The sequence below is a fragment of the Enterobacter sp. PL_is511 genome (genome assembly GCF_055816065.1).
The window spans coordinates 131,628-149,429 of record NZ_JBVPGP010000020.1 but is presented as its reverse complement, the minus strand read 5'-3'; the positions used below and the strand labels follow the sequence as shown (position 1 = coordinate 149,429).

Genomic DNA, 17,802 nt, shown 5'->3' with positions numbered 1-17,802 from the left:
TCCTTAAATATGAGGGCGATCGTATCGTCTCACCGCGGGCGATACTATCGCTTAAGATGGCGAGAGACCAGTATCACAGCATCCTGCGCAGAACATTTTCACTAATACACTCTTTTTGTCTGACTTAAGACAAATCTCAGGATGCTAACGGCGAAAAAACAAACCCGTGAAGTTTGCGAGGAAAAACGTCTGAGCCAATGCTATAAGTCTTAATGCCGACCAAAATATAAAACGTGGGTATTATCATGCTAAAAAATATTAGTGTCAGGACCTTTATTATTGGGTTCCTTTTATCTCTTTTTTTGGTGAATGCAGGTGTCGTTGTTCTATTTTCCAGCAATCCTTCTCTCTTTATTTCGCTTAATGTCATCAACTTCATTGCGCTATTTTTGCTCTGGGTCTATATGACGAAGTATCTTGTGACGCCGATCAATACGGTGAAGAAGAGTATTGAAGAGGTGACAGCAGGTAATCTTGGTGTCTCTATCCCTGAATTTGGCAATAACTGTGCCGGCCGACTCATCCCGGGGATAAACAGCCTCTCCGGCAACATTGCGACGCTGGTGCGCGAGATCAGGGCGTCGTCGCAGACCGCGATGACCTTATCGGATCAACTCTCGGCACGTAGCGCTCAGCTTTCGGTGAAAACCGAGCAGCAGTCTGCGTCTTTAGTGCAAACCGCAGCCAGCATGGAGCAAATGGCGGCGAGTACCAAAAACAATGCCGATAACACCCGCCTTGCGAGCGAACAGGCTAATGTGGCGACGCTGCAGGCGCGCAAGGGCGGGGAGCTGATGGGGCAGGTCGCCAACAATATGCAGTCCATTACCGAATGCGCCCAGCAGATGACGGAGATTATTTCGTTGATTGACGGCATTGCGTTCCAGACCAGTATTCTGGCGCTCAACGCGGCCGTTGAGGCGGCAAGGGCAGGCGATCATGGAAAAGGTTTTTCTGTCGTTGCGGAAGAGGTAAGAAACCTGGCACACCGCAGCGCAGAGGCCGCGAAGAATATCAAAGCGCTGATTGAAGTCACCAGCAGTAACGTCACGCAGGGCGCTACCGTTGTGTCGCAGGCAGAGAAGAATATGCATGAAATCGTGACGGGCTCGGGGAATGTCAGTCGCTTAATGGACGATATTTCCGCGTCGACATCAGAGCAGGAAAAAGGCATTTCTCAGATCACGCTGGCGCTTTCGGAGCTGGAGCGGGTCACGCAAAGCAACGTGGCGATGGCTGAGGAACTCAACGGTTCCTCTGATGTACTGCGCAATCAGGTCATTGAGCTGCAGGCCCGCACGCGTAATTTCAGACTTGACCAAGGCTCTTCTTCCTCATTACCAGGCGGCTCGCCATCCTTCCTCCAGCGGCCAGAGCACTCACTCTGACTGAATCTCAAAGCCTGGCATGCCAGGCTTTTTTTATGCCTCTGGCCAGTATGTACATTTCCTGAGCGATATCAGCGCGATGGGAGACATAGTTGTTGCTTAACCCCTGATGGAAGCTAGACTGACACCAAAAGAGCTAAAAAGGTGGAGGCGCTGTGGAAAGCATTAAAGGATCTGAACTTAACGTTCCTGACGCAGTTTTTGCGTGGGTGCTGGACGGCCGCGGCGGTGCGCGACCGCTGGAAGATAATGATGTGATCGACAGTGCGCATCCCTGCTGGCTACATCTGAACTATACCCACCCGGACAGCGCTGACTGGCTCGCTTCGACCCCGCTCTTGCCTAATAACGTGCGCGATGCGCTGGCGGGTGAAAGCCTGCGGCCGCGCGTGAGCCGAATGGGGGACGGTACGCTGATCACCTTGCGCTGCATTAACGGCAGCACGGATGAACGTCCGGATCAGCTGGTTGCGATGCGGGTATATATGGACGATGGACTGATTGTCTCCACCCGACAGCGTAAAGTCCTGGCGCTGGATGACATCGTAAACGATCTGAAAGAGGGCACCGGGCCGATCGACTGCGGCAGCTGGCTGGTGGACGTCTGTGACGCGCTTACCGATCACGCGAGCGAATTTATCGAAGAACTGCACGACAAAATCATCGACCTGGAAGATAACCTGCTCGATCAGCAGATCCCGCCGCGCGGTTTTCTGGCCCTGTTGCGTAAGCAGCTAATTGTGATGCGCCGCTATATGACGCCGCAGCGCGACGTGTACGCGCGTCTGGCCAGCGAAAGACTCGCCTGGATGAATGACGATCAGCGACGCAGAATGCAGGATATTGCCGACAGGCTGGGGCGCGGGCTGGACGAGATTGATTCCTGTATTGCCAGAACGGCGGTGATGGCGGACGAGATCGCGCAGGTGATGCAGGAGTCGCTGGCGAGAAGAACCTACACGATGTCCCTGATGGCGATGGTCTTTTTGCCCAGCACGTTTCTTACCGGGCTGTTTGGCGTAAACCTGGGCGGTATCCCGGGCAATGCCTATCGCTATGGTTTTACCGCGTTTTGCGTCATGTTAGTTGTTTTGATAGGCGGTGTTGCATGGTGGTTGCATCGTAGTAAATGGCTGTAAATTTACGCTTTTTCCAGCTTTTACCGGGATCAAAACGCTCTTTTAATTGAGCGAAGTCAATAAACATCTACCCCGTAAGGTGCAATATTACTCCCGCAGGTGAATGCAACGTCAAGCGATGGGCGTTGCGCTCCATATTGTCTTACTTCCTTTTTTGAATTACTGCATAGCACAATTGATTCGTACGACGCCGACTTCATAGTCGGCTTTTTTTTGCCTCCTGATTCTCAACGTCTACCCTAAAAGGGACGACAGTAAATTCTGGAGGGAATGATGAGCATCCTGAACGCTCTGCTACTGCAACAATCGCGTCAATCCGATCCTATCCCCAGCGATCCGGTGCCCATGCCCGATCCCATCCCGCGCCCGCAGCCGATGCCCGACCCGCCGCCCGATGAAGAACCGATTAAATTGTCGCATCGAACCGCGAGATCTGCGAGGATACGCGCCATCTGACCGCAAAGATGACCACGAGAGACTATTGTGACCGCTTTTTCTACCCTGAATGTTTTGCCCACTGCCCAGCTCGATAACCTCAACGAGCTGGGATACCTCACGATGACGCCTGTTCAGGCGGCCGCGTTGCCTGCCATCCTCGAGGGCCGTGACGTGCGCGTACAGGCGAAAACGGGCAGCGGGAAAACGGCGGCATTTGGCCTCGGCCTGTTGCAGCATATCGATGCGGCGCTTTTTCAGACCCAGTCTCTGGTGCTGTGCCCGACCCGCGAACTGGCAGATCAGGTTGCGGATGAACTGCGTCGCCTGGCGCGTTTCCTGCCCAATACCAAGATTTTAACCCTCTGCGGCGGACAGCCGTTCGGCGCGCAGCGTGATTCACTCCAGCATGCGCCGCACATTATTGTCGCCACGCCTGGCCGCCTGCTCGATCATCTGCAAAAAGGCACCGTCTCGCTGGATGCGCTACAAACGCTGGTGATGGATGAGGCAGACCGGATGCTGGATATGGGCTTCAGCGATGCGATTGACGAGGTGATCCGTTTCGCACCTGCCGATCGCCAGACGCTGCTGTTCTCCGCAACCTGGCCGGACGCTATCGCCGCCATCAGTGGCCGCGTGCAGAAAAATCCACTCACCATTGAAATCGACAGCGTAGATGCGCTGCCCGCTATCGAACAGCAGTTCTTTGAAACCTCGCAGCAGGGGAAAATTCCGCTCCTGCAGAAGTTGCTAAGCCAGCATCAGCCGGCCTCCTGCGTGGTGTTCTGTAATACCAAAAAAGACTGTCAGTCGGTCTGTGATACCCTCAATGCCGCCGGGCAGAGCGCACTGTCGCTGCATGGCGATCTGGAACAGCGCGATCGCGATCAGACGCTGGTTCGATTCGCTAACGGCAGCGCCCGTGTTCTTGTCGCAACCGACGTCGCTGCGCGCGGTCTGGATATTAAATCCCTTGAGCTGGTGGTGAACTTTGAGCTGGCGTGGGATCCCGAAGTGCACGTGCACCGTATTGGCCGTACCGCACGTGCAGGAAACAGCGGTCTGGCGATCAGCCTCTGCGCACCGGAAGAGGCGCAGCGCGCCAATATTCTCTCTGAGATGCTGCAGATGAAGCTGAACTGGATGAATGCCCCTGCTGGCGTCAGCCTGGTGCCGCTGGAAGCCGAAATGGCGACGCTTTGCATTGATGGCGGTAAAAAAGCCAAGATGCGTCCAGGTGACGTATTAGGCGCGCTGACCGGAGATGTGGGACTGGACGGAGCGGATATCGGTAAGATTGCGGTTCATCCGGCGCATGTTTACGTAGCGGTTCGCCAGGCGGTGGCCCATAAGGCATGGAAGCAGCTGCAGAACGGGAAAATTAAGGGTAAAACCTGTCGCGTACGTCTGCTGAAATAAAGCATCAAGCGTCTCAGAAGATGTTTCTGAGACGCTAATCGCTTACTTCACTTCAAGCACGTTCAGACGCAACTCTTCAAACTGATTGTCATCTTCTTCCGGCTGCCAGCCGGCTGGCTGCATGGGAATATCTTCCCGGTCAAACGCCAGATCGCCGCCATTCACCACGTCTGAGTCATGGTTAATACCTTTGAAGTCGAACAGTTCTACATCCGCGAGATGGGAAGGGACAACGTTCTGCATCGCGCTAAACATGGTTTCGATACGACCCGGATAACGCTTATCCCAGTCGCGCAGCATGTCGCCAATCACCTGACGCTGCAGGTTCGGCTGAGAGCCGCAAAGGTTACATGGAATGATCGGGAACCCTTTAGCCTGAGAAAAACGCTCAATGTCTTTTTCACGACAGTAGGCAAGCGGGCGGATCACAATGTGTTTACCGTCATCGCTCATCAGTTTAGGCGGCATGCCTTTCATTTTGCCGCCGTAGAACATATTGAGGAACAGCGTTTGCAGGATATCGTCGCGGTGATGGCCCAGCGCAATTTTGGTCGCGCCCAGCTCCGTCGCGGTACGATACAGAATGCCGCGGCGCAGGCGAGAGCACAGAGAGCAGGTGGTTTTCCCTTCCGGGATTTTCTCTTTCACAATACCGTAGGTATTTTCTTCGACGATTTTGTACTCAACGCCCAGCTTGTCGAGGTATTCCGGCAGAATGTGCTCCGGGAAACCCGGTTGCTTCTGATCAAGGTTGACCGCCACCAGGGAAAATTTCACCGGCGCACTTTGCTGAAGATTACGCAGGATCTCCAGCATGGTGTAGCTGTCTTTACCCCCTGACAGGCAAACCATGATGCGGTCGCCTTCTTCAATCATGTTGAAGTCTGCAATGGCTTCGCCCACGTTACGGCGCAGTCGCTTTTGCAGTTTGTTCAGGTTGTATTGCTCTTTCTTTGTATTTGATTGATTTTCTTGCATTAATTACTACCTTCGGAGCCGATAGGGGCATAATAGGGGCAAAAATTTTTCAGCGTGCCAGCTTATCGTTAAGCATCAGCACCTGTTCGCCATTCATTTCTTCAATCCACGCACCGTAGACTTCATAAACCATTTGCGCGTTTTCATGCCCCATCTGGCTGGCTATGAAAGACGGGTTAGCGCCGGCAGATAAAAGCCAGCAGGCAAAAGTATGCCGCGTATGGTACGGATTCCGGCGGCGAATACCAGCACGTTTTACAGCTGCGTTGAATCTCGCACCGATGCTCGATAAAGAGTAGTAGGCTTTCTGTTCTCCTTTGCGCATCCGGGGTATGAAAACGAATCGCAGGCTTTGATGTTCCACTGCGCCATACTCGCGATGATTAAAGACAATTTCGGTTTTAGGCTGTAGCGCTGTCAGCTTGCGCTGTGCTTTCAAGGCTTCAAGTGCCGGCTCTAATAGGGTAATAACCCGGTTACCTGCTTCGGTTTTTGGTGGGCCGAACATGCCCAACGCATTGAGATTGCGCTGTATATGAGCCGTACCTTTTTCCCAGTCGATATCTTCCCAGGCAAGAGCTGCGAGCTCTCCATGACGGACTCCGGTATAAACTGCGAATGTCCACATATTGAGGCTTTGGCCACGCTCGGATTCCGCAAGCAAACTAAACTCCTGCTTCGTTAAAGGATCCGGTTTTACTTTCCCTTTGTGTAGTTTCTTGATGCCTTCAAAGGGTTTGCCACTGATAAAGCCTGATTTGTGTGCAAACCGAAGCAGGGAGCACAGTAGCGATATATAGTTGTTCACGGTACGCACAGTGCGTCCCTGTTTATTGCTTCTGGGATTTGCCAGGTAAAGTGTCTCACCGTTCAACAGCTCCTTCCTGTATTTCAGAATGTCGCTGTGGCGTATAGTTGAAACAGGCGTATCTCCGTTGATGATGTGCATTAACGTACCGAGTTGTGAACGCGTCTTACGCATCGTGTTCGCGCTAATTTCGGTTTCTTTAATGCTCGTCCACAGTTCACACAGCTCTGAAAAGGTTTGAACTGAAACTGTGGTTACGGTTTTTTTTGCTCTGGACGATGAAGGAAAGCGCTGGTGGTAATCAAACTCTCCAAGGTTGATTTCGCTAACGATCACAGCCCGAAGATTCCCGGCTTTTTTGATGTTCGCCGGGGTGTTAATCCAACCTTTGAGAATTTCGCGGCAACGCTTTCCCCGGTACATAAACCAGATACAAATCTTATTGTTTCTGATTTCGACACCTGTAGGCAAAGCTGCCATCTTACGCATCCCTTATTAACTGATTAATTCTCGGATAGTTATACCAGGTTGTGCCACGCAAGGTTTTTTCTCCAGAAGGAGAAACCCGTTTAAAATGGATACCTTCCACCCAACAGCCTTGGCGATACTTCTCAATCTGTCGTTCGGTCAGGCCTGTTTTTTCTGTGAGCCTTGCGCCAACAACCCATTCTTCGTTAAAAATTACCTGCGACATCGTTCACCTCAGGTAACCGGCATGAGTATAGATATGCCGGTCTGTAGTCGTTGATATTTCAGTTTCAGTTTGCCTGGCCGGGCAGGGAACGCAGTCGGCGCATGCCGGTCATTGCTGTGGCCACGTAGCTTGCCTTGCGGTTGACCACTTCAACCCAGACCTTCACACCTTCCACTCTCACCGTATAAGTCTCTTTCATCTTGCTGCGCCCATAGTCACCGTATCTTTGCTGGTGGGTTGCGAGTGCGATTTCACATGCCTGGCGAGCCAAAGGGGATTGCTTACTGCCTCGATTAATCAGTCGCATTTCTTCTCCTTGAGGGAGGGTTTCCCCTCCCGATCTCGTTAGTCCACGTATTCCGGTTTCATATCCGCCAGGGTGATGCTGAACTGACCATGCAGTTCGTCGCCCAGATGGCGTTTCGACGATGCAAGAACGCGCTCTACTTCTGCGAACCGCGCAGCTGCATCGGGATCATCTGATGGTGGCAAGGAATTGATGGCTGCTTCGACTTTGTTCCGTGCATCAACCAGGTAATAACGCTTCACGGCCTTGTTTTTCAGCTCAGTGAACAGGGCAGAACCCAGCGTTGCTTTCACGGTTTCAATATCTGCGCGCAGAGCTTTAGCGCTATCCACATCCTGAGCCGCCTCGATGCGGTCACGAAAATCATCAGCAAGTGCATCGATGTTTTGAGCTGATTCCTGAGCCGTTTGAGTGGTAGTGACGTTGTCACCTGAAATGTCTGCAAGGCTTACGTGCTGCGCCGGTGCGGGATTTACCTCTCGTTCTTCACGGCGATCATCCAGTTCATCCGGGGTATAAACGCCCAGAATCACATCCGGGCAGAACAGTCTCGCCCAGCGCTTGACGGCCAGGTATGCCAGCTGCTGGCGTGGGTCGTCAGCCCACAGGGTAGAGTTTCGGGTTCGGGCCTGAGCAAGCAGCAAATCGAGTTCCCTTGGCTGATCTTCACCTTACAGGGTTGCGCGGATAATAATGCCGATCCCGGCTTCGTCAGCCAGGGTCCAGCCCGGGACGCGGTACTCGCCTTTGTCGCCTTTACGGATATGGAATTTTCCAACTACCTTTTCCCATGGCCCGTACCATTCATATTCAAAGCGGCTGGCCAGCACGCCGCTGCGCGAAATGACTGCATTAACCAGCTGCGCTTCATACCCGAGCACACCGTTAATCAGGTGCGTCTTTTGGGCCACGGCGAAGGGATTCATCTGCCACTGTGCCGCTTGCATCGCTACAGCCATGCAGTCGGCCTGGTTGCCCTGCAGATGTTTAGGAACAGTGGCAGTGCCCTGGGCCATAATCTGCGCGAACGTGCTGATGGCGTTCAGATACTGGGAATCGAACAAAGCCACGTTGGAGTTAATAACGGTGTTCTGGTCAGCAACGGTAACGTTAGTGTTATGCATAAATCCCCCTTAAGCCTGAGCGCGCAGCGCTTCGAGGCGGCGCAGGTCGAAGTCGTTCAGTTCATCGGTGTAATCGGTAGTGATCGGCGCTGGCCATTCGCCCGTGTCGAATCCGGTTGCGATGGCGCGCATCGTTTTGCGGTACTCGAGCATGCCCAGTTCAAGCAGTTCGGTGGACGCCTCGATGATGGCGATCCAGTGGTAGTTCTCGTCTTTGTTGACGAAAATCCAGAAGAACTGATCCAGCGCCGCGGTCTCGCAATACATAGCCGCACTGAGGTGGTAGTCCCGATCAATGATTTCCCGGTGCAGCCTGGCGCGTAGGCTTTCTTGCTTCACGTTCCACATGCTGATGGTTTTCAGGTCCGCACCGATGCGCACGCCGTCCAGTTCAATTTCAAGGTCCGGACGTACACGCACTTCCAATCCGGTTTCGTCGTCAAAGCCGAAGTAACTCACTTCAACGGAGCGGCTTGGATGTGTCAGCAGCATGCCCGCGGTCGGGTGCGCCAGTAGTGCGGACTGAATTGCTCGCGCGGTGGCCAACTGCTGGCGGGTAACCAAAATCTTTTCGCCAGGGTTGTCGCGCCAGGTATCCAGCAGCTCGTCTGCGAACACGGCATCGGGCTTAACCGACTTAACTGCCTGGATCATGTCTGCCTTGGTGCTGGACACTTTCAGCGGCGTCGGTTTCTGCGCTTCCTGTGCGACCAGATCAGGATTGATGATCGCTAATTGCTCGAGTAGCGCATCACGGCTGCCGCTGGTTTTAACCGGCGTCTGCAGAGTGGCGTTGTACTCTTTAATGCATGCCTTCATTGCCGTTGCTGTCTGCTTCTGGCCTTCTTCAATACGCTGGTACTCAGCAGGGAGAGCCATATAGCTTTGAGCCGTTTCTTCCAGACTGGCGCCAAGCGGCACTGGAGCGGGAAGGGACGCGTTATGTTCTTCAAGTAACGCTTTAATCTCGTCAGCGCTTAGCAGCGCCGGCAGGCTGGCGTTGTACGCTTCGATGAACTCGCGCAGAGTTGCGGTGGTGGTGAAAGCACCCTCTGGGATCTCAGGTTCTACGCTGAATTCTGCTTCGAGGTTTTCCGGCTGCAGTGCAAGGGCGTGCACCAGATTTCCCATGTCCAGCACTTTAGATGCTGTACGCGGGATAGTTTTAGCCACATGGCGCGCGTTGAAGTACATCAGGCTGACGCGGGCATCTTTCACCTGGGTTGAGCTAATGCCGTTCGCTGCGTGATAAACGTCATTCGGTAGGCCTTCGTATCGGCCAGGTTCGAAGTCTGCAGGGAACTCCACTTCTGGGTTCGATTCCTGAACGTCAATTGTTGTTTCCTGCAACTGGTCTGCTTCTACGGAATCTGTCTGCGAATTAGCTGCATCAGTGCTTTCGCCCGGTGGTACCGAACCAACATCTTCGTCTTTCTCTGGCTTAGCCGTTTCCATCTGCACATCGATGGTGGTCTCCGCTGTGTTTTCCGTTTTTTCGACTTCATTTGAGGTGGTATTGATGACTGGATCGGTATTTCCACCCATCAGGCCTTCGATGGAGAACATGCCGCTGCCGAGATTTGCAACCTCCGGTTGTTCAACTTGGGCTTCGGTCTCAACAGCAGGAGCTGGTAACGGCAGTAACTCCACAGCAGAGTTAAACTCAGCCGTCATGGTTTTATCCACAAACTCAAGATGAGCCGCTGGCGTGTGGTGGATGTTCTCTGGTGCGATACGGATCAGATTGAAGATTGCCGCACGGTTCACCGCCAGTACGCCGGGCTGATTACGCAGGATGGCGCTCCATGATTTCCATGGTTCTTCTTTCTTAGCCACGATTTCTTTGGCGCGACGTAAAATGCTTGAGGGGATTTCAAAGTGATGGAAATCCATAGGCAGCAGGGCACAGGCGATCTCAAGATCGAGAGTGTCCAGAGTATGGTGCGCGCCTTCGCCGCGATCCGTCATATAGCCACCGTCTGCATTGGTCCCAGAATCAGTGCGCTGAACATTACTGATACGATTACCGACTGCCCACTCGCGAACGAGAATGCCGCGATCGATATAATCAGTCGCAGCCCAGATTCTGGTGAATCGGAGAACCAAAGCGAGTTCGTGGCGCTTCTCCTGGCAGAATACCTTGCGAATGGCGTCGGTATAGCGCCAAAGGTCTTTGGTATCGTAACCCTTCACCTCTTCGCAGTTTTCTGCCGCCAGCAGCAGGTTCTGGACGTAACCGTTGTCAGTGTCCATTTCCAGCGCGCTGATACCTTCGTATTCTTCGCGGGTTAAGTGGTGGCGCAGTTCGTCGGCGGTGAACTGGGCGAGCAGCTGCTTGCGAAACGGCATACGAACGACTGGATAACGTGTGGTTTCGTCATCATTCTCGTCAATCTGGATACCATTATCAGGTTCTAAATCCTGACCGGTTCTAACACCGGTCTCGCTGGTGATTTCTGATTTGAGAAGTGTAAGCTTTCCGCTTCTCCACTCTCTAACTAACTCGTTGCGGTCACCTGCATCTACTCTCAACCAGTCGGCCATGAAAGCAGCGATAATTTCAGTTTCGTGCGCTTCATCTGTCGTGAAGACCTGCTTTATCGCCTGAACGAGTTTCCACTCAGCGTTCAGGCTGAGCTCGGCAATTTCAGGGATGTCGTTCTTCGCCAGCAGCAGGTTCTGGAGATAAGTGTTGCCTTCATCCAGTGACATTTCGCTGGCAGCCAACTGCTGCTCTTTAGTTATATGTGACTGGTATTTGTCGCTGGTCAAATGGATGGCATAGCGGACCGCTGGAGTGCGGTTTTCAAGCGGGACACTCTCGACGATAGTTCCGACTTTAACGGTCGTTTCCGGTGCGGCAGAGTTGTCCATGGCCCCAGCAGACTCAGCACCAGCCTTTGGTAGCCAAGTGCGTCCATCGTCCTGGAGTTCGTAGCGTTTGCACCAGGTGTAATCCACGGTGCTTTCTTCCGGGAGGTCGTCGAAGACGGGGAAATCGGTGCGAACCGGTTTGACGTAATCCTTACCGCGGCCGGTTTCAATACCGGCATCTTCCAGCTCAACATCGAGCTGCAGGTTGGCACGGGCTTCTGATTTCGCAGTGAACCAAATCACTGCGTCTTCTTTGCCAGATTTCTGCGTAGCCTTAACTACATAGAAAAATTCCATGTGAGATCCTCTTTTTTGGATGTAAGATCCCCGGGCCAGAGATAGCGCCCATTGGGTGAACTTTGGTTTTTTAAGTAGTTTTCCGGTGTAACTTTGGTCGGGAGCACCGGACGTACGGGCCGCCTTGCGCGGCTTTTACGTTATGCCTCGTGGGCCATCTGGTCGTACGAAGCACAACGTTCAGAGCAGTCTTCTTTTTCTTTGCGCGCCAGTTGCGCGCCGTTGCTATAGAGAAGGGTACTTTTGACTACTTCCTCCGGTTTAACCGGATTGCCGCAGTACCCGCATTTCGTTGAGTTACACATCTGGATTCCCCTTTTGCGCCAGCAGGTAGCATAAGCGGCGAAGTATCACTTCGAAGAAGTTCAGCTTTACAGCCTGCTGCCGTCCTGGTTTGCGTGCGAAATCAATCATTCTCACCCTCGTTTGCCTTATCGCCGGCCAGCGGAACGTTTACACCTGATGCGCGTTAATCTCCATCTTAGAGGACAGTTTTTAACTACCTTCTTAACTTCGAATGAAGTGTTTTGCGTAGAATCATATTAAGTCTAAGGCTTAATTGTTGTCAAGCCTAAGGCGAAACTTGATGTAAGCTTAAGCCTTAAATGTGATTGCACTTGAAGATTTTGATAGAAAATTGATCTGGAAATTAGGGGGGAGTCAAAGGGAAATGGCAACTATGAAGGTTAATTCGAACTGACAATCAATGAGGTATTATGATGAAAAGAGCTAACGATTGTTGTACTATCTTAAGGGGGGGTTATTAACCACTATGCATGTTTTCTGCATGGTAAGACAAATTGTTGTACAGTAGATAAGTAATAGATTGAATCAATAAGTCACATAAAAACCCGGCATAAGCCGGGGGTTTTTAAAGTTCGCGTTTAGAGGTAATTTTCAGTGGCACATTTTTCTGGGCTGGCGGAAGTTGAAGGGGGCTCAAGCCCGCTTTAGAACATAGCGATGCTACGTGTTCTTTCCAATATGGCCAAACTGCATTATTTATCAGGTCATCGCCACTAAATGCTTCTAATTCATGAACTTCCACTGGCGAGTCGGCATCAAACACCGCGTCATGCTCTGCCTCAATTTCAAAAAGTACCTTGCCTGAATCTTGCATGTTGGCTTGTAGCGCTCGAATACCACATTGCAATCTGAATAGACATGCATATCGTTTGACCTTTGCGAAGGTATCATCTTCATACTCTTGCGCGACTTGCACGCTAATAACTTGATTAAACGACTGAATTGTAAGTTCCATTCCATCCAATTTGAATATGTTTATATCCTTATCGAATGAAAGTGAAGACTTACGCAAAAACACATCCTTAACTTCTCTTTGAATCATAATTTGCTACCAGCTAAATGACCTTCAATGACTTCCCAATGAACATTTTTAGACGAAGATTCAGTGATAAAGTTTGATACTTTAACTTTATCTACCCTTTGGCTTCTAATGTGAGAATTGATTGATAATCTAGAGACAACATATGTTGAAATCTCGTCTAAGACCCTGAGTTTCGGTGGGTTGTGTTCAATTGTTACAATGCTGGGACAACCATTTGAAAGAAAATCAAATGCAGCAGGAACTGCATAAGCGGTACGAATCAGTTTATCCATAGCAACTGACTGGGTTACGTCGCCATTCTCATATTTTGTGAACGCGTTTTTCCCTCCCCCGAAAACTTTCGAAGCTGCCGCTTGTGTTAACCGTAGGTCGTCCCTTATCGCCTTTATCTGACAGCCAGTCAATAAACCATCTGCCTCACGATAAAAATCAGTCATCTGGCGCTTATTGAATGTAGCTTGTTGATCTGTAAGAGTTTCAGAACCACAAGAGTCACAAACAGATGCATGAAATGGAACTTCTTTTCTAAATCCTTCAAATTCTCGGAGGATGGATCTGCTAGTTTCATGCAACCTTTCATCCCCGCAGATTGGGCAGAGAGAATAACGTTTCATGATAAATCCTTCGTATTAATAGAATCATGTAGGGAAATGACGGCAACCGTATTTCCAGTCTCTAATATGCATACTTTCACATACATCAAGACAGTAGATACTTCTCGTAAACTTGGTATGTATAGCTGTGCAGGAACAATGTAAGCATCACAAGCAAAAATTCCCCTAGGAGCATTGCCCATACACCACTGAGAATTAACGTATTTCCCTGCGGTTAGGGCCAGCTTGACATATGTTCTAACTTCACCAAGTTCAACGCGATGTATCGCCAAAAAATCATTCGTTCTAGCTGTGACTGTCCTGACCTGACAATTGTCTAGAACGTCAATCAGTTCCGGATAGAGAGGGCCACCATTCTCGATGAACCTTTCTTCTCCTTCCCTAAGAGCCTCTTTTGGAGCTCCAGTTTTGTATAGACTAAATACCTTGATTACCATTATGGTAAGTCCAACGTCATTATGTCAACTTCTAAAAGTATTGTTTTTGTATAGTGTTGTAACTGTGACATATCGAAAATCCGTTAAAATTCAATGGATTGATTTACAGGTTTACATGTCTATAAACAAGGACGTCCCTTTGATTGGCACGCGCATGCCATGAATGCCCATAAAGGGCACATCAATAGTGTGTCTGGCAAGGATGATACCGTGTAGAAAACTTCGGCAACTCAAACTTCTGAACAGCCCTTCAGTAAACCTTGCAGAATTATAGGAACATTCCCGCGCACTGCTCACTTTACAAGCGAAGTTGTATTTCCGCTAGTCTAGGTCTCCTTTGATGCGCCTATTCATGTATTTTTCGTAGAGTTGATCCAATTCTTTCAGACGGAGAGCAAAGATTCGAAGCATGTTCTGCTGCTCTTCTTCCGGTAGTTGCCGGTATAGTTCAAGGATCCGTTGTTCATCAGGTTTTAGTCCATCTTTTTCATCAACATCTTCCCCTAACAGCCATGGTAAGGATACGCCAGCTGCGTCTGCTACTGCTAATGCAGATTTCTTGCTTATCACCCCTTTCTTGAACCATCCGTTTACGGATTGTGGGGTAACCCCTGCAACTCTGGCCATATCAGATTTGGTCATACCCCGACCATTCAATTCTGTAAGGCGCTCTACAAGTATTGGATTAAGTACAGTTTTCTCTTTCATAGTTTGAAGAATAAGCCTTTTGCTTAAACTTGAAAATTCGCTCAGGGCTTGACTTAAAATTAAGCCTGAGGCTTAATTTAATCTCATTCAACTTGGAGATATCCATGAACGGATTAGATAAAGCTATAAATTTCGCAGGTACAGCTTCAAAGCTTGCAGCCATGCTAGGCATAAAACCAATGTCGGTTAGTCGCTGGAAAAATAGGTATCAAGGGACAGTTCCTGCTGAACGGGTACTACCCATATACATACTCACTGGTGTAACCCCTCACGAATTACGCCCTGACCTCTATCCAAATCCCACAGACGGTATACCTAAACAGGAGCCTTAACAATGCAAACTGTTTCATTTCAACAGAGTAGCAGAGCTTCCTCTAATCGACTGATATTCCCGTGTCATCAAAGTGAATCAGCAACGCAGGATATTGAGCATCGCGATATCTGCTCTGCGGTCCGGGCTTGGGCTGCATCAGAAGGGCGAGTATGTGTTGCACTTCAAATCCAAGAAGCGGCAGAAAAACTTCAGCTTAATGGCGTGGACTTCTCAGGCCAGGCCGATGTCTGGAACGTGAAGTTGTTCCGCTGGCTCGACAACAAAGAAGACTCCGCATCGTACCGAAAGAACATCGAACAGCTGGTGCCAGCGATCCTGTCTGTATTACCACTTAAATACCGCGACCGCGTCGTAAAGAACGACTCGTTTGCGTTTCGCATGGCCAGGTTGGAAAAAGAGGTGAGTGAGGCGAAGCAAGCTCTGATGCTCGATGCACCGAAGAAGGAAAAACTGAAGGAGTTAGGCGAGGGGATTTTTGAGATGTTCCGTGTCGATCCGGACCTTACGGCACCGCTGCTGGCGATGGTCACAACCATGTTGGGGGCAATGTGAAGACTTCAAAAAAGGCGAAAGCCGCGGTGCTCGAACACCAACGGCTTTCTGGTGCAAAAACGGAGTGTAATTGCGGAGCTAAGTATGTCAAACACAGCTGAAATTATCAATTTCCCCCACAGAACCGAACAACCGGGAGGTCGTATGGCCGACCTGTCGAACGGGTATACCAAGGTCGCTAACGAGATCCAGCAGCTTAAGCCTCGCCTGAGAATGTCAGGCCGGGAGTGGCAATGTTTTGAGGCGGTGATCTGGCTTACCTACGGCTGGAACAAGAAACAGGACCGCGTTACGAACACGGTTATCGCTGAGCTTACAGGGTTGAGTGATTCCCACGTTTCTGATGCGCTCAAGTCACTCGCAGAACGCAAAATTATCTTCAGTCAAAAGCAGGGCGTGATGAAAACGGTCGGTATAAATACTGACCTTTCAGCCTGGATTTTAGACAAACCGAAAACGGGAAAAGTCTTCCCGAAATCGGGAAAAGTGTTACCGAAAACGGGAAAAACCTTCCCGGAAACGGTAGACACCCAAGACTATAACAAGAACAATAATAAAATATCCTCGTCTCGGAATTCTGAGGAATCCCGAAACCAGAAAACTCAAAAGTTTCTCTCTCGCCATCCAGAAGCTGCCGACGGGATATACACCCCGGCAGGTAAATCATGGGGATCCGCTGACGACCTCAAGGCCGCTCGGTGGATTTACGACAGGCTTCTCACCGTCAACGCATCGCTGTCTGAACCAAACTGGGCTGAATGGGCAAACACCGTCAGGCTGATGCGTGTCCAGGACAGGCGTACTCACTACGAAATCTGCGATTTGTTCCAGTGGGCTAACCGGGACGAGTTCTGGAAAGACAACATCTTGAGCCCCTCGGGTCTGCGCAAGCAGTGGGATCAGCTCACCACCAAACGGCTGCGCGCAACCGGAACGGCAAAGCTATCCCGGGGCGGCATCGACCTGCATAACACCGATTGGATTGACGGGGTGCTGGAATGAAAAACCTAGCCGAGAGCATTCGCGATTTTGACCGGGAACAGGCTTGCCGGGTAGCGCACAACATGCCTGAGCAGTACACCGAACGCGAACAAACGCAGCAGGTAGCTCAGATTATCAACGGGCTGTTCGTACAGCTGGCGGCCGCGTTCCCGGCAAGCCTGGTGAATCGCAGCCAGGAAGACGTGAACGAGATCCGCCGGCAATGGGTGCTGGCCTTTAAAGAAAACGGGATCACAACCATGGAGCAGGTCGAAGCCGGCATGCGCATGGTACGCCGACAGGAGCGTCCATTTCTGCCTTCGCCAGGCCAGTTCATCAAGTGGTGCAGGGAAGGGCGCTGCGTGCTGGGGATCACCACTGCTGACGTCATGGCTGAATACTGGAAGTGGAGGAATCTGGTTTATCGGTACCCGAGCAGCGAGCTATATCCGTGGCCAAAGGCGGTTTATTACCACATTTGCCTTGAACTGCGGCGCCGTGGAACAAATGGTCAGTTGAGTCTTAAAGAACTCGAGCGTGAAGCCAGTGACATTCTGGATGTGTGGGAAAAGCGGGTGCTGGCCGGAAAGCCGATTCCGCCTGTTCGTCGAGCGTTGGCAGCACCAGTAGTGCCTATGGGGCCGACGCCAGCGGAAATTTTGAAAGCCAAATACAAGAGAATTAAAGCTGGTGAAAGGGCATGACTAGATTTCCCCTGAAGGACTCATTCTTTCTCTTTCTTCCTTACCGTCGTAGGAGCATACTTAATAACTTGAGCTTCCCATAGCTACAGGAATAATAATGAGTATTGTGCGACGTGAAGTATATTTGGTCTTGAAACAGCTATCTGATGGTCGGTTGTTCTATGTCGAAGGAATGAGAAGTGCCCGACGTTATTTTTTTGATGACCATGTCCAGGTACTCACAACCTTGGGTGGTTCAACGAGCTTTATTGAGTTCGAACCTGGTGGACGGCCTATGCAACTTTTCCATATGCCAGATGAGGAAGGTGTTCAATGGCAGGGTGTATTGAATGATTTCGGTTGCTTACCTGAGTTCGGTAAACCTGAACTTGAGTACGTGATATTTTTGGGAGCTTTTTCAAATGATCGCGAACGTACTATTGAACTTATGAGTATGGGAATGACTCATGCTTGGGAAATCATCAATGGCAAATGTGAATTGCGCGAAGGCGAGTTTGAAGAAGAATGGTAAATGACACTTAGGTATTCCTTGAACTCAGGACGGTCTACGATAAACTTAGAGACTTCCATAGCCAGTTCATGTCAAGCCAATTCTACATGATTAGCATGCAGGAGCCATAGTTTGCTAGCGAAGTACAGTGAGACTATCGAGCAAATC

The 17,802-nt window shown here is 50.6% G+C and carries 19 protein-coding genes and 2 pseudogenes; 9 read left to right on the top strand and 12 right to left on the bottom strand.

The genetic code is table 11. The features are described 5' to 3' along the window. The first annotated feature begins 245 nt into the window (after positions 1-245). The 4 genes from AC0TN7_RS08345 to dbpA all read left to right on the top strand — a co-directional run bounded on the left by AC0TN7_RS08345 (position 246) and on the right by dbpA (position 4,384). Positions 246-1,388: a methyl-accepting chemotaxis protein gene (locus tag AC0TN7_RS08345; protein ID WP_473702052.1), complete on the top strand. Its 1,143-nt coding sequence runs from the start codon at positions 246-248 to the stop codon at positions 1,386-1,388. Between the two features lie 155 nt (positions 1,389-1,543). Beyond that, positions 1,544-2,527: a zinc transporter ZntB gene (gene zntB / locus AC0TN7_RS08340; protein WP_024907164.1), complete on the top strand. Its 984-nt coding sequence runs from the start codon at positions 1,544-1,546 to the stop codon at positions 2,525-2,527. A gap of 273 nt (positions 2,528-2,800) precedes the next feature. Then, the gene (gene ynaL, locus AC0TN7_RS08335; protein WP_071787463.1) at positions 2,801-2,983 is read left to right on the top strand and encodes a proline-rich small protein YnaL; all 183 of its coding nucleotides are present in this window, start codon (positions 2,801-2,803) and stop codon (positions 2,981-2,983) included. Between the two features lie 27 nt (positions 2,984-3,010). Continuing rightward, positions 3,011-4,384 carry an ATP-dependent RNA helicase DbpA gene (gene dbpA / locus AC0TN7_RS08330; RefSeq protein ID WP_473702051.1) on the top strand — a complete coding sequence of 458 codons (1,374 nt, stop codon included), beginning with the start codon at positions 3,011-3,013 and terminating at the stop codon, positions 4,382-4,384. 42 nt (positions 4,385-4,426) lie between these two features. On the opposite strand, the gene ttcA is transcribed toward dbpA, so the two are convergent. From ttcA to AC0TN7_RS08270, 12 genes and pseudogenes are all read right to left on the bottom strand, one after another. Then, on the bottom strand, positions 4,427-5,362 hold the full coding sequence (gene ttcA / locus AC0TN7_RS08325) for a tRNA 2-thiocytidine(32) synthetase TtcA (RefSeq protein WP_473702050.1): 936 nt from the start codon (positions 5,360-5,362) through the stop codon (positions 4,427-4,429). A 49-nt stretch (positions 5,363-5,411) separates the two neighbouring features. Then, positions 5,412-6,650: a site-specific integrase gene (locus AC0TN7_RS08320; protein WP_196344575.1), complete on the bottom strand. Its 1,239-nt coding sequence runs from the start codon at positions 6,648-6,650 to the stop codon at positions 5,412-5,414. Between the two features lies 1 nt (position 6,651). Continuing rightward, positions 6,652-6,864, bottom strand: a complete 213-nt coding sequence (xisR, locus tag AC0TN7_RS08315) for an excisionase family protein (RefSeq protein ID WP_072060267.1) — start codon at positions 6,862-6,864, stop codon at positions 6,652-6,654. Between the two features lie 64 nt (positions 6,865-6,928). Then, positions 6,929-7,171, bottom strand: coding sequence for a DUF4060 family protein (locus tag AC0TN7_RS08310; protein ID WP_069719083.1), 243 nt, complete (start codon positions 7,169-7,171; stop codon positions 6,929-6,931). A 38-nt stretch (positions 7,172-7,209) separates the two neighbouring features. Further along, positions 7,210-8,295, bottom strand: a pseudogene (locus tag AC0TN7_RS08305) (RecT family recombinase). Positions 8,296-8,304: 9 nt separating this feature from the next. Next, a complete protein-coding gene (locus AC0TN7_RS08300) occupies positions 8,305-11,466 on the bottom strand; it encodes a RecE family exodeoxyribonuclease (RefSeq protein ID WP_473702049.1) in 3,162 nt (1,053 codons plus the stop codon). A 140-nt stretch (positions 11,467-11,606) separates the two neighbouring features. Continuing rightward, positions 11,607-11,771 carry a YdaE family protein gene (locus AC0TN7_RS08295; protein ID WP_473702048.1) on the bottom strand — a complete coding sequence of 55 codons (165 nt, stop codon included), beginning with the start codon at positions 11,769-11,771 and terminating at the stop codon, positions 11,607-11,609. Beyond that, positions 11,764-11,919: pseudogene (locus tag AC0TN7_RS08290) on the bottom strand (hypothetical protein); the annotation flags it as partial. The pseudogene AC0TN7_RS08290 and the gene AC0TN7_RS08295, both read right to left, overlap by 8 nt. A gap of 418 nt (positions 11,920-12,337) precedes the next feature. Continuing rightward, on the bottom strand, positions 12,338-12,814 hold the full coding sequence (locus AC0TN7_RS08285) for a hypothetical protein (RefSeq protein WP_473702047.1): 477 nt from the start codon (positions 12,812-12,814) through the stop codon (positions 12,338-12,340). Beyond that, complete coding sequence (locus AC0TN7_RS08280; RefSeq protein ID WP_072206778.1) at positions 12,811-13,428, bottom strand: type II toxin-antitoxin system MqsA family antitoxin; 618 nt, start codon at positions 13,426-13,428, stop codon at positions 12,811-12,813. The genes AC0TN7_RS08285 and AC0TN7_RS08280 overlap by 4 nt, the downstream gene beginning before the upstream one ends. Continuing rightward, positions 13,425-13,865, bottom strand: coding sequence for a hypothetical protein (locus AC0TN7_RS08275; RefSeq protein WP_473702046.1), 441 nt, complete (start codon positions 13,863-13,865; stop codon positions 13,425-13,427). Before AC0TN7_RS08275 ends, AC0TN7_RS08280 begins: the two co-directional genes overlap by 4 nt. A 321-nt stretch (positions 13,866-14,186) precedes the next feature. After that, positions 14,187-14,573, bottom strand: coding sequence for a helix-turn-helix domain-containing protein (locus tag AC0TN7_RS08270; protein ID WP_058674968.1), 387 nt, complete (start codon positions 14,571-14,573; stop codon positions 14,187-14,189). Positions 14,574-14,677: 104 nt separating this feature from the next. Here AC0TN7_RS08270 and AC0TN7_RS08265 point away from each other — a divergent pair, with 104 nt between their 5' ends. From AC0TN7_RS08265 to AC0TN7_RS08245, 5 genes are all read left to right on the top strand, one after another. Continuing rightward, positions 14,678-14,905, top strand: coding sequence for a YdaS family helix-turn-helix protein (locus AC0TN7_RS08265; RefSeq protein WP_473702045.1), 228 nt, complete (start codon positions 14,678-14,680; stop codon positions 14,903-14,905). A gap of 2 nt (positions 14,906-14,907) precedes the next feature. Next, the gene (locus AC0TN7_RS08260) at positions 14,908-15,459 is read left to right on the top strand and encodes a toxin YdaT family protein (RefSeq protein WP_473702044.1); all 552 of its coding nucleotides are present in this window, start codon (positions 14,908-14,910) and stop codon (positions 15,457-15,459) included. An 84-nt stretch (positions 15,460-15,543) separates the two neighbouring features. Then, positions 15,544-16,461 (top strand): replication protein, encoded by a 918-nt coding sequence (locus tag AC0TN7_RS08255; protein ID WP_473702043.1) that lies wholly within the window; start codon positions 15,544-15,546, stop codon positions 16,459-16,461. Beyond that, a complete protein-coding gene (locus tag AC0TN7_RS08250) occupies positions 16,458-17,144 on the top strand; it encodes a replication protein P (protein ID WP_473702042.1) in 687 nt (228 codons plus the stop codon). The genes AC0TN7_RS08255 and AC0TN7_RS08250 overlap by 4 nt, the downstream gene beginning before the upstream one ends. Positions 17,145-17,241: 97 nt before the next feature. Continuing rightward, on the top strand, positions 17,242-17,655 hold the full coding sequence (locus AC0TN7_RS08245) for a hypothetical protein (RefSeq protein WP_473702041.1): 414 nt from the start codon (positions 17,242-17,244) through the stop codon (positions 17,653-17,655). Positions 17,656-17,802: the final 147 nt, after the last annotated feature.

Coding starts and splice junctions, on each gene's coding strand:
- AC0TN7_RS08295 (WP_473702048.1), bottom strand. CDS start 11,771: ATGTGTAACTCAACGAAATGCGGGTACTGCGGCAATCCGGTTAAACCG.
- AC0TN7_RS08245 (WP_473702041.1), top strand. CDS start 17,242: ATGAGTATTGTGCGACGTGAAGTATATTTGGTCTTGAAACAGCTATCT.
- AC0TN7_RS08270 (WP_058674968.1), bottom strand. CDS start 14,573: ATGAAAGAGAAAACTGTACTTAATCCAATACTTGTAGAGCGCCTTACA.
- AC0TN7_RS08300 (WP_473702049.1), bottom strand. CDS start 11,466: ATGGAATTTTTCTATGTAGTTAAGGCTACGCAGAAATCTGGCAAAGAA.
- AC0TN7_RS08265 (WP_473702045.1), top strand. CDS start 14,678: ATGAACGGATTAGATAAAGCTATAAATTTCGCAGGTACAGCTTCAAAG.
- ttcA (WP_473702050.1), bottom strand. CDS start 5,362: ATGCAAGAAAATCAATCAAATACAAAGAAAGAGCAATACAACCTGAAC.
- AC0TN7_RS08285 (WP_473702047.1), bottom strand. CDS start 12,814: ATGATTCAAAGAGAAGTTAAGGATGTGTTTTTGCGTAAGTCTTCACTT.
- AC0TN7_RS08345 (WP_473702052.1), top strand. CDS start 246: ATGCTAAAAAATATTAGTGTCAGGACCTTTATTATTGGGTTCCTTTTA.
- AC0TN7_RS08255 (WP_473702043.1), top strand. CDS start 15,544: ATGTCAAACACAGCTGAAATTATCAATTTCCCCCACAGAACCGAACAA.
- AC0TN7_RS08275 (WP_473702046.1), bottom strand. CDS start 13,865: ATGGTAATCAAGGTATTTAGTCTATACAAAACTGGAGCTCCAAAAGAG.
- xisR (WP_072060267.1), bottom strand. CDS start 6,864: ATGTCGCAGGTAATTTTTAACGAAGAATGGGTTGTTGGCGCAAGGCTC.
- AC0TN7_RS08260 (WP_473702044.1), top strand. CDS start 14,908: ATGCAAACTGTTTCATTTCAACAGAGTAGCAGAGCTTCCTCTAATCGA.
- ynaL (WP_071787463.1), top strand. CDS start 2,801: ATGAGCATCCTGAACGCTCTGCTACTGCAACAATCGCGTCAATCCGAT.
- AC0TN7_RS08320 (WP_196344575.1), bottom strand. CDS start 6,650: ATGGCAGCTTTGCCTACAGGTGTCGAAATCAGAAACAATAAGATTTGT.
- AC0TN7_RS08280 (WP_072206778.1), bottom strand. CDS start 13,428: ATGAAACGTTATTCTCTCTGCCCAATCTGCGGGGATGAAAGGTTGCAT.
- AC0TN7_RS08310 (WP_069719083.1), bottom strand. CDS start 7,171: ATGCGACTGATTAATCGAGGCAGTAAGCAATCCCCTTTGGCTCGCCAG.
- AC0TN7_RS08250 (WP_473702042.1), top strand. CDS start 16,458: ATGAAAAACCTAGCCGAGAGCATTCGCGATTTTGACCGGGAACAGGCT.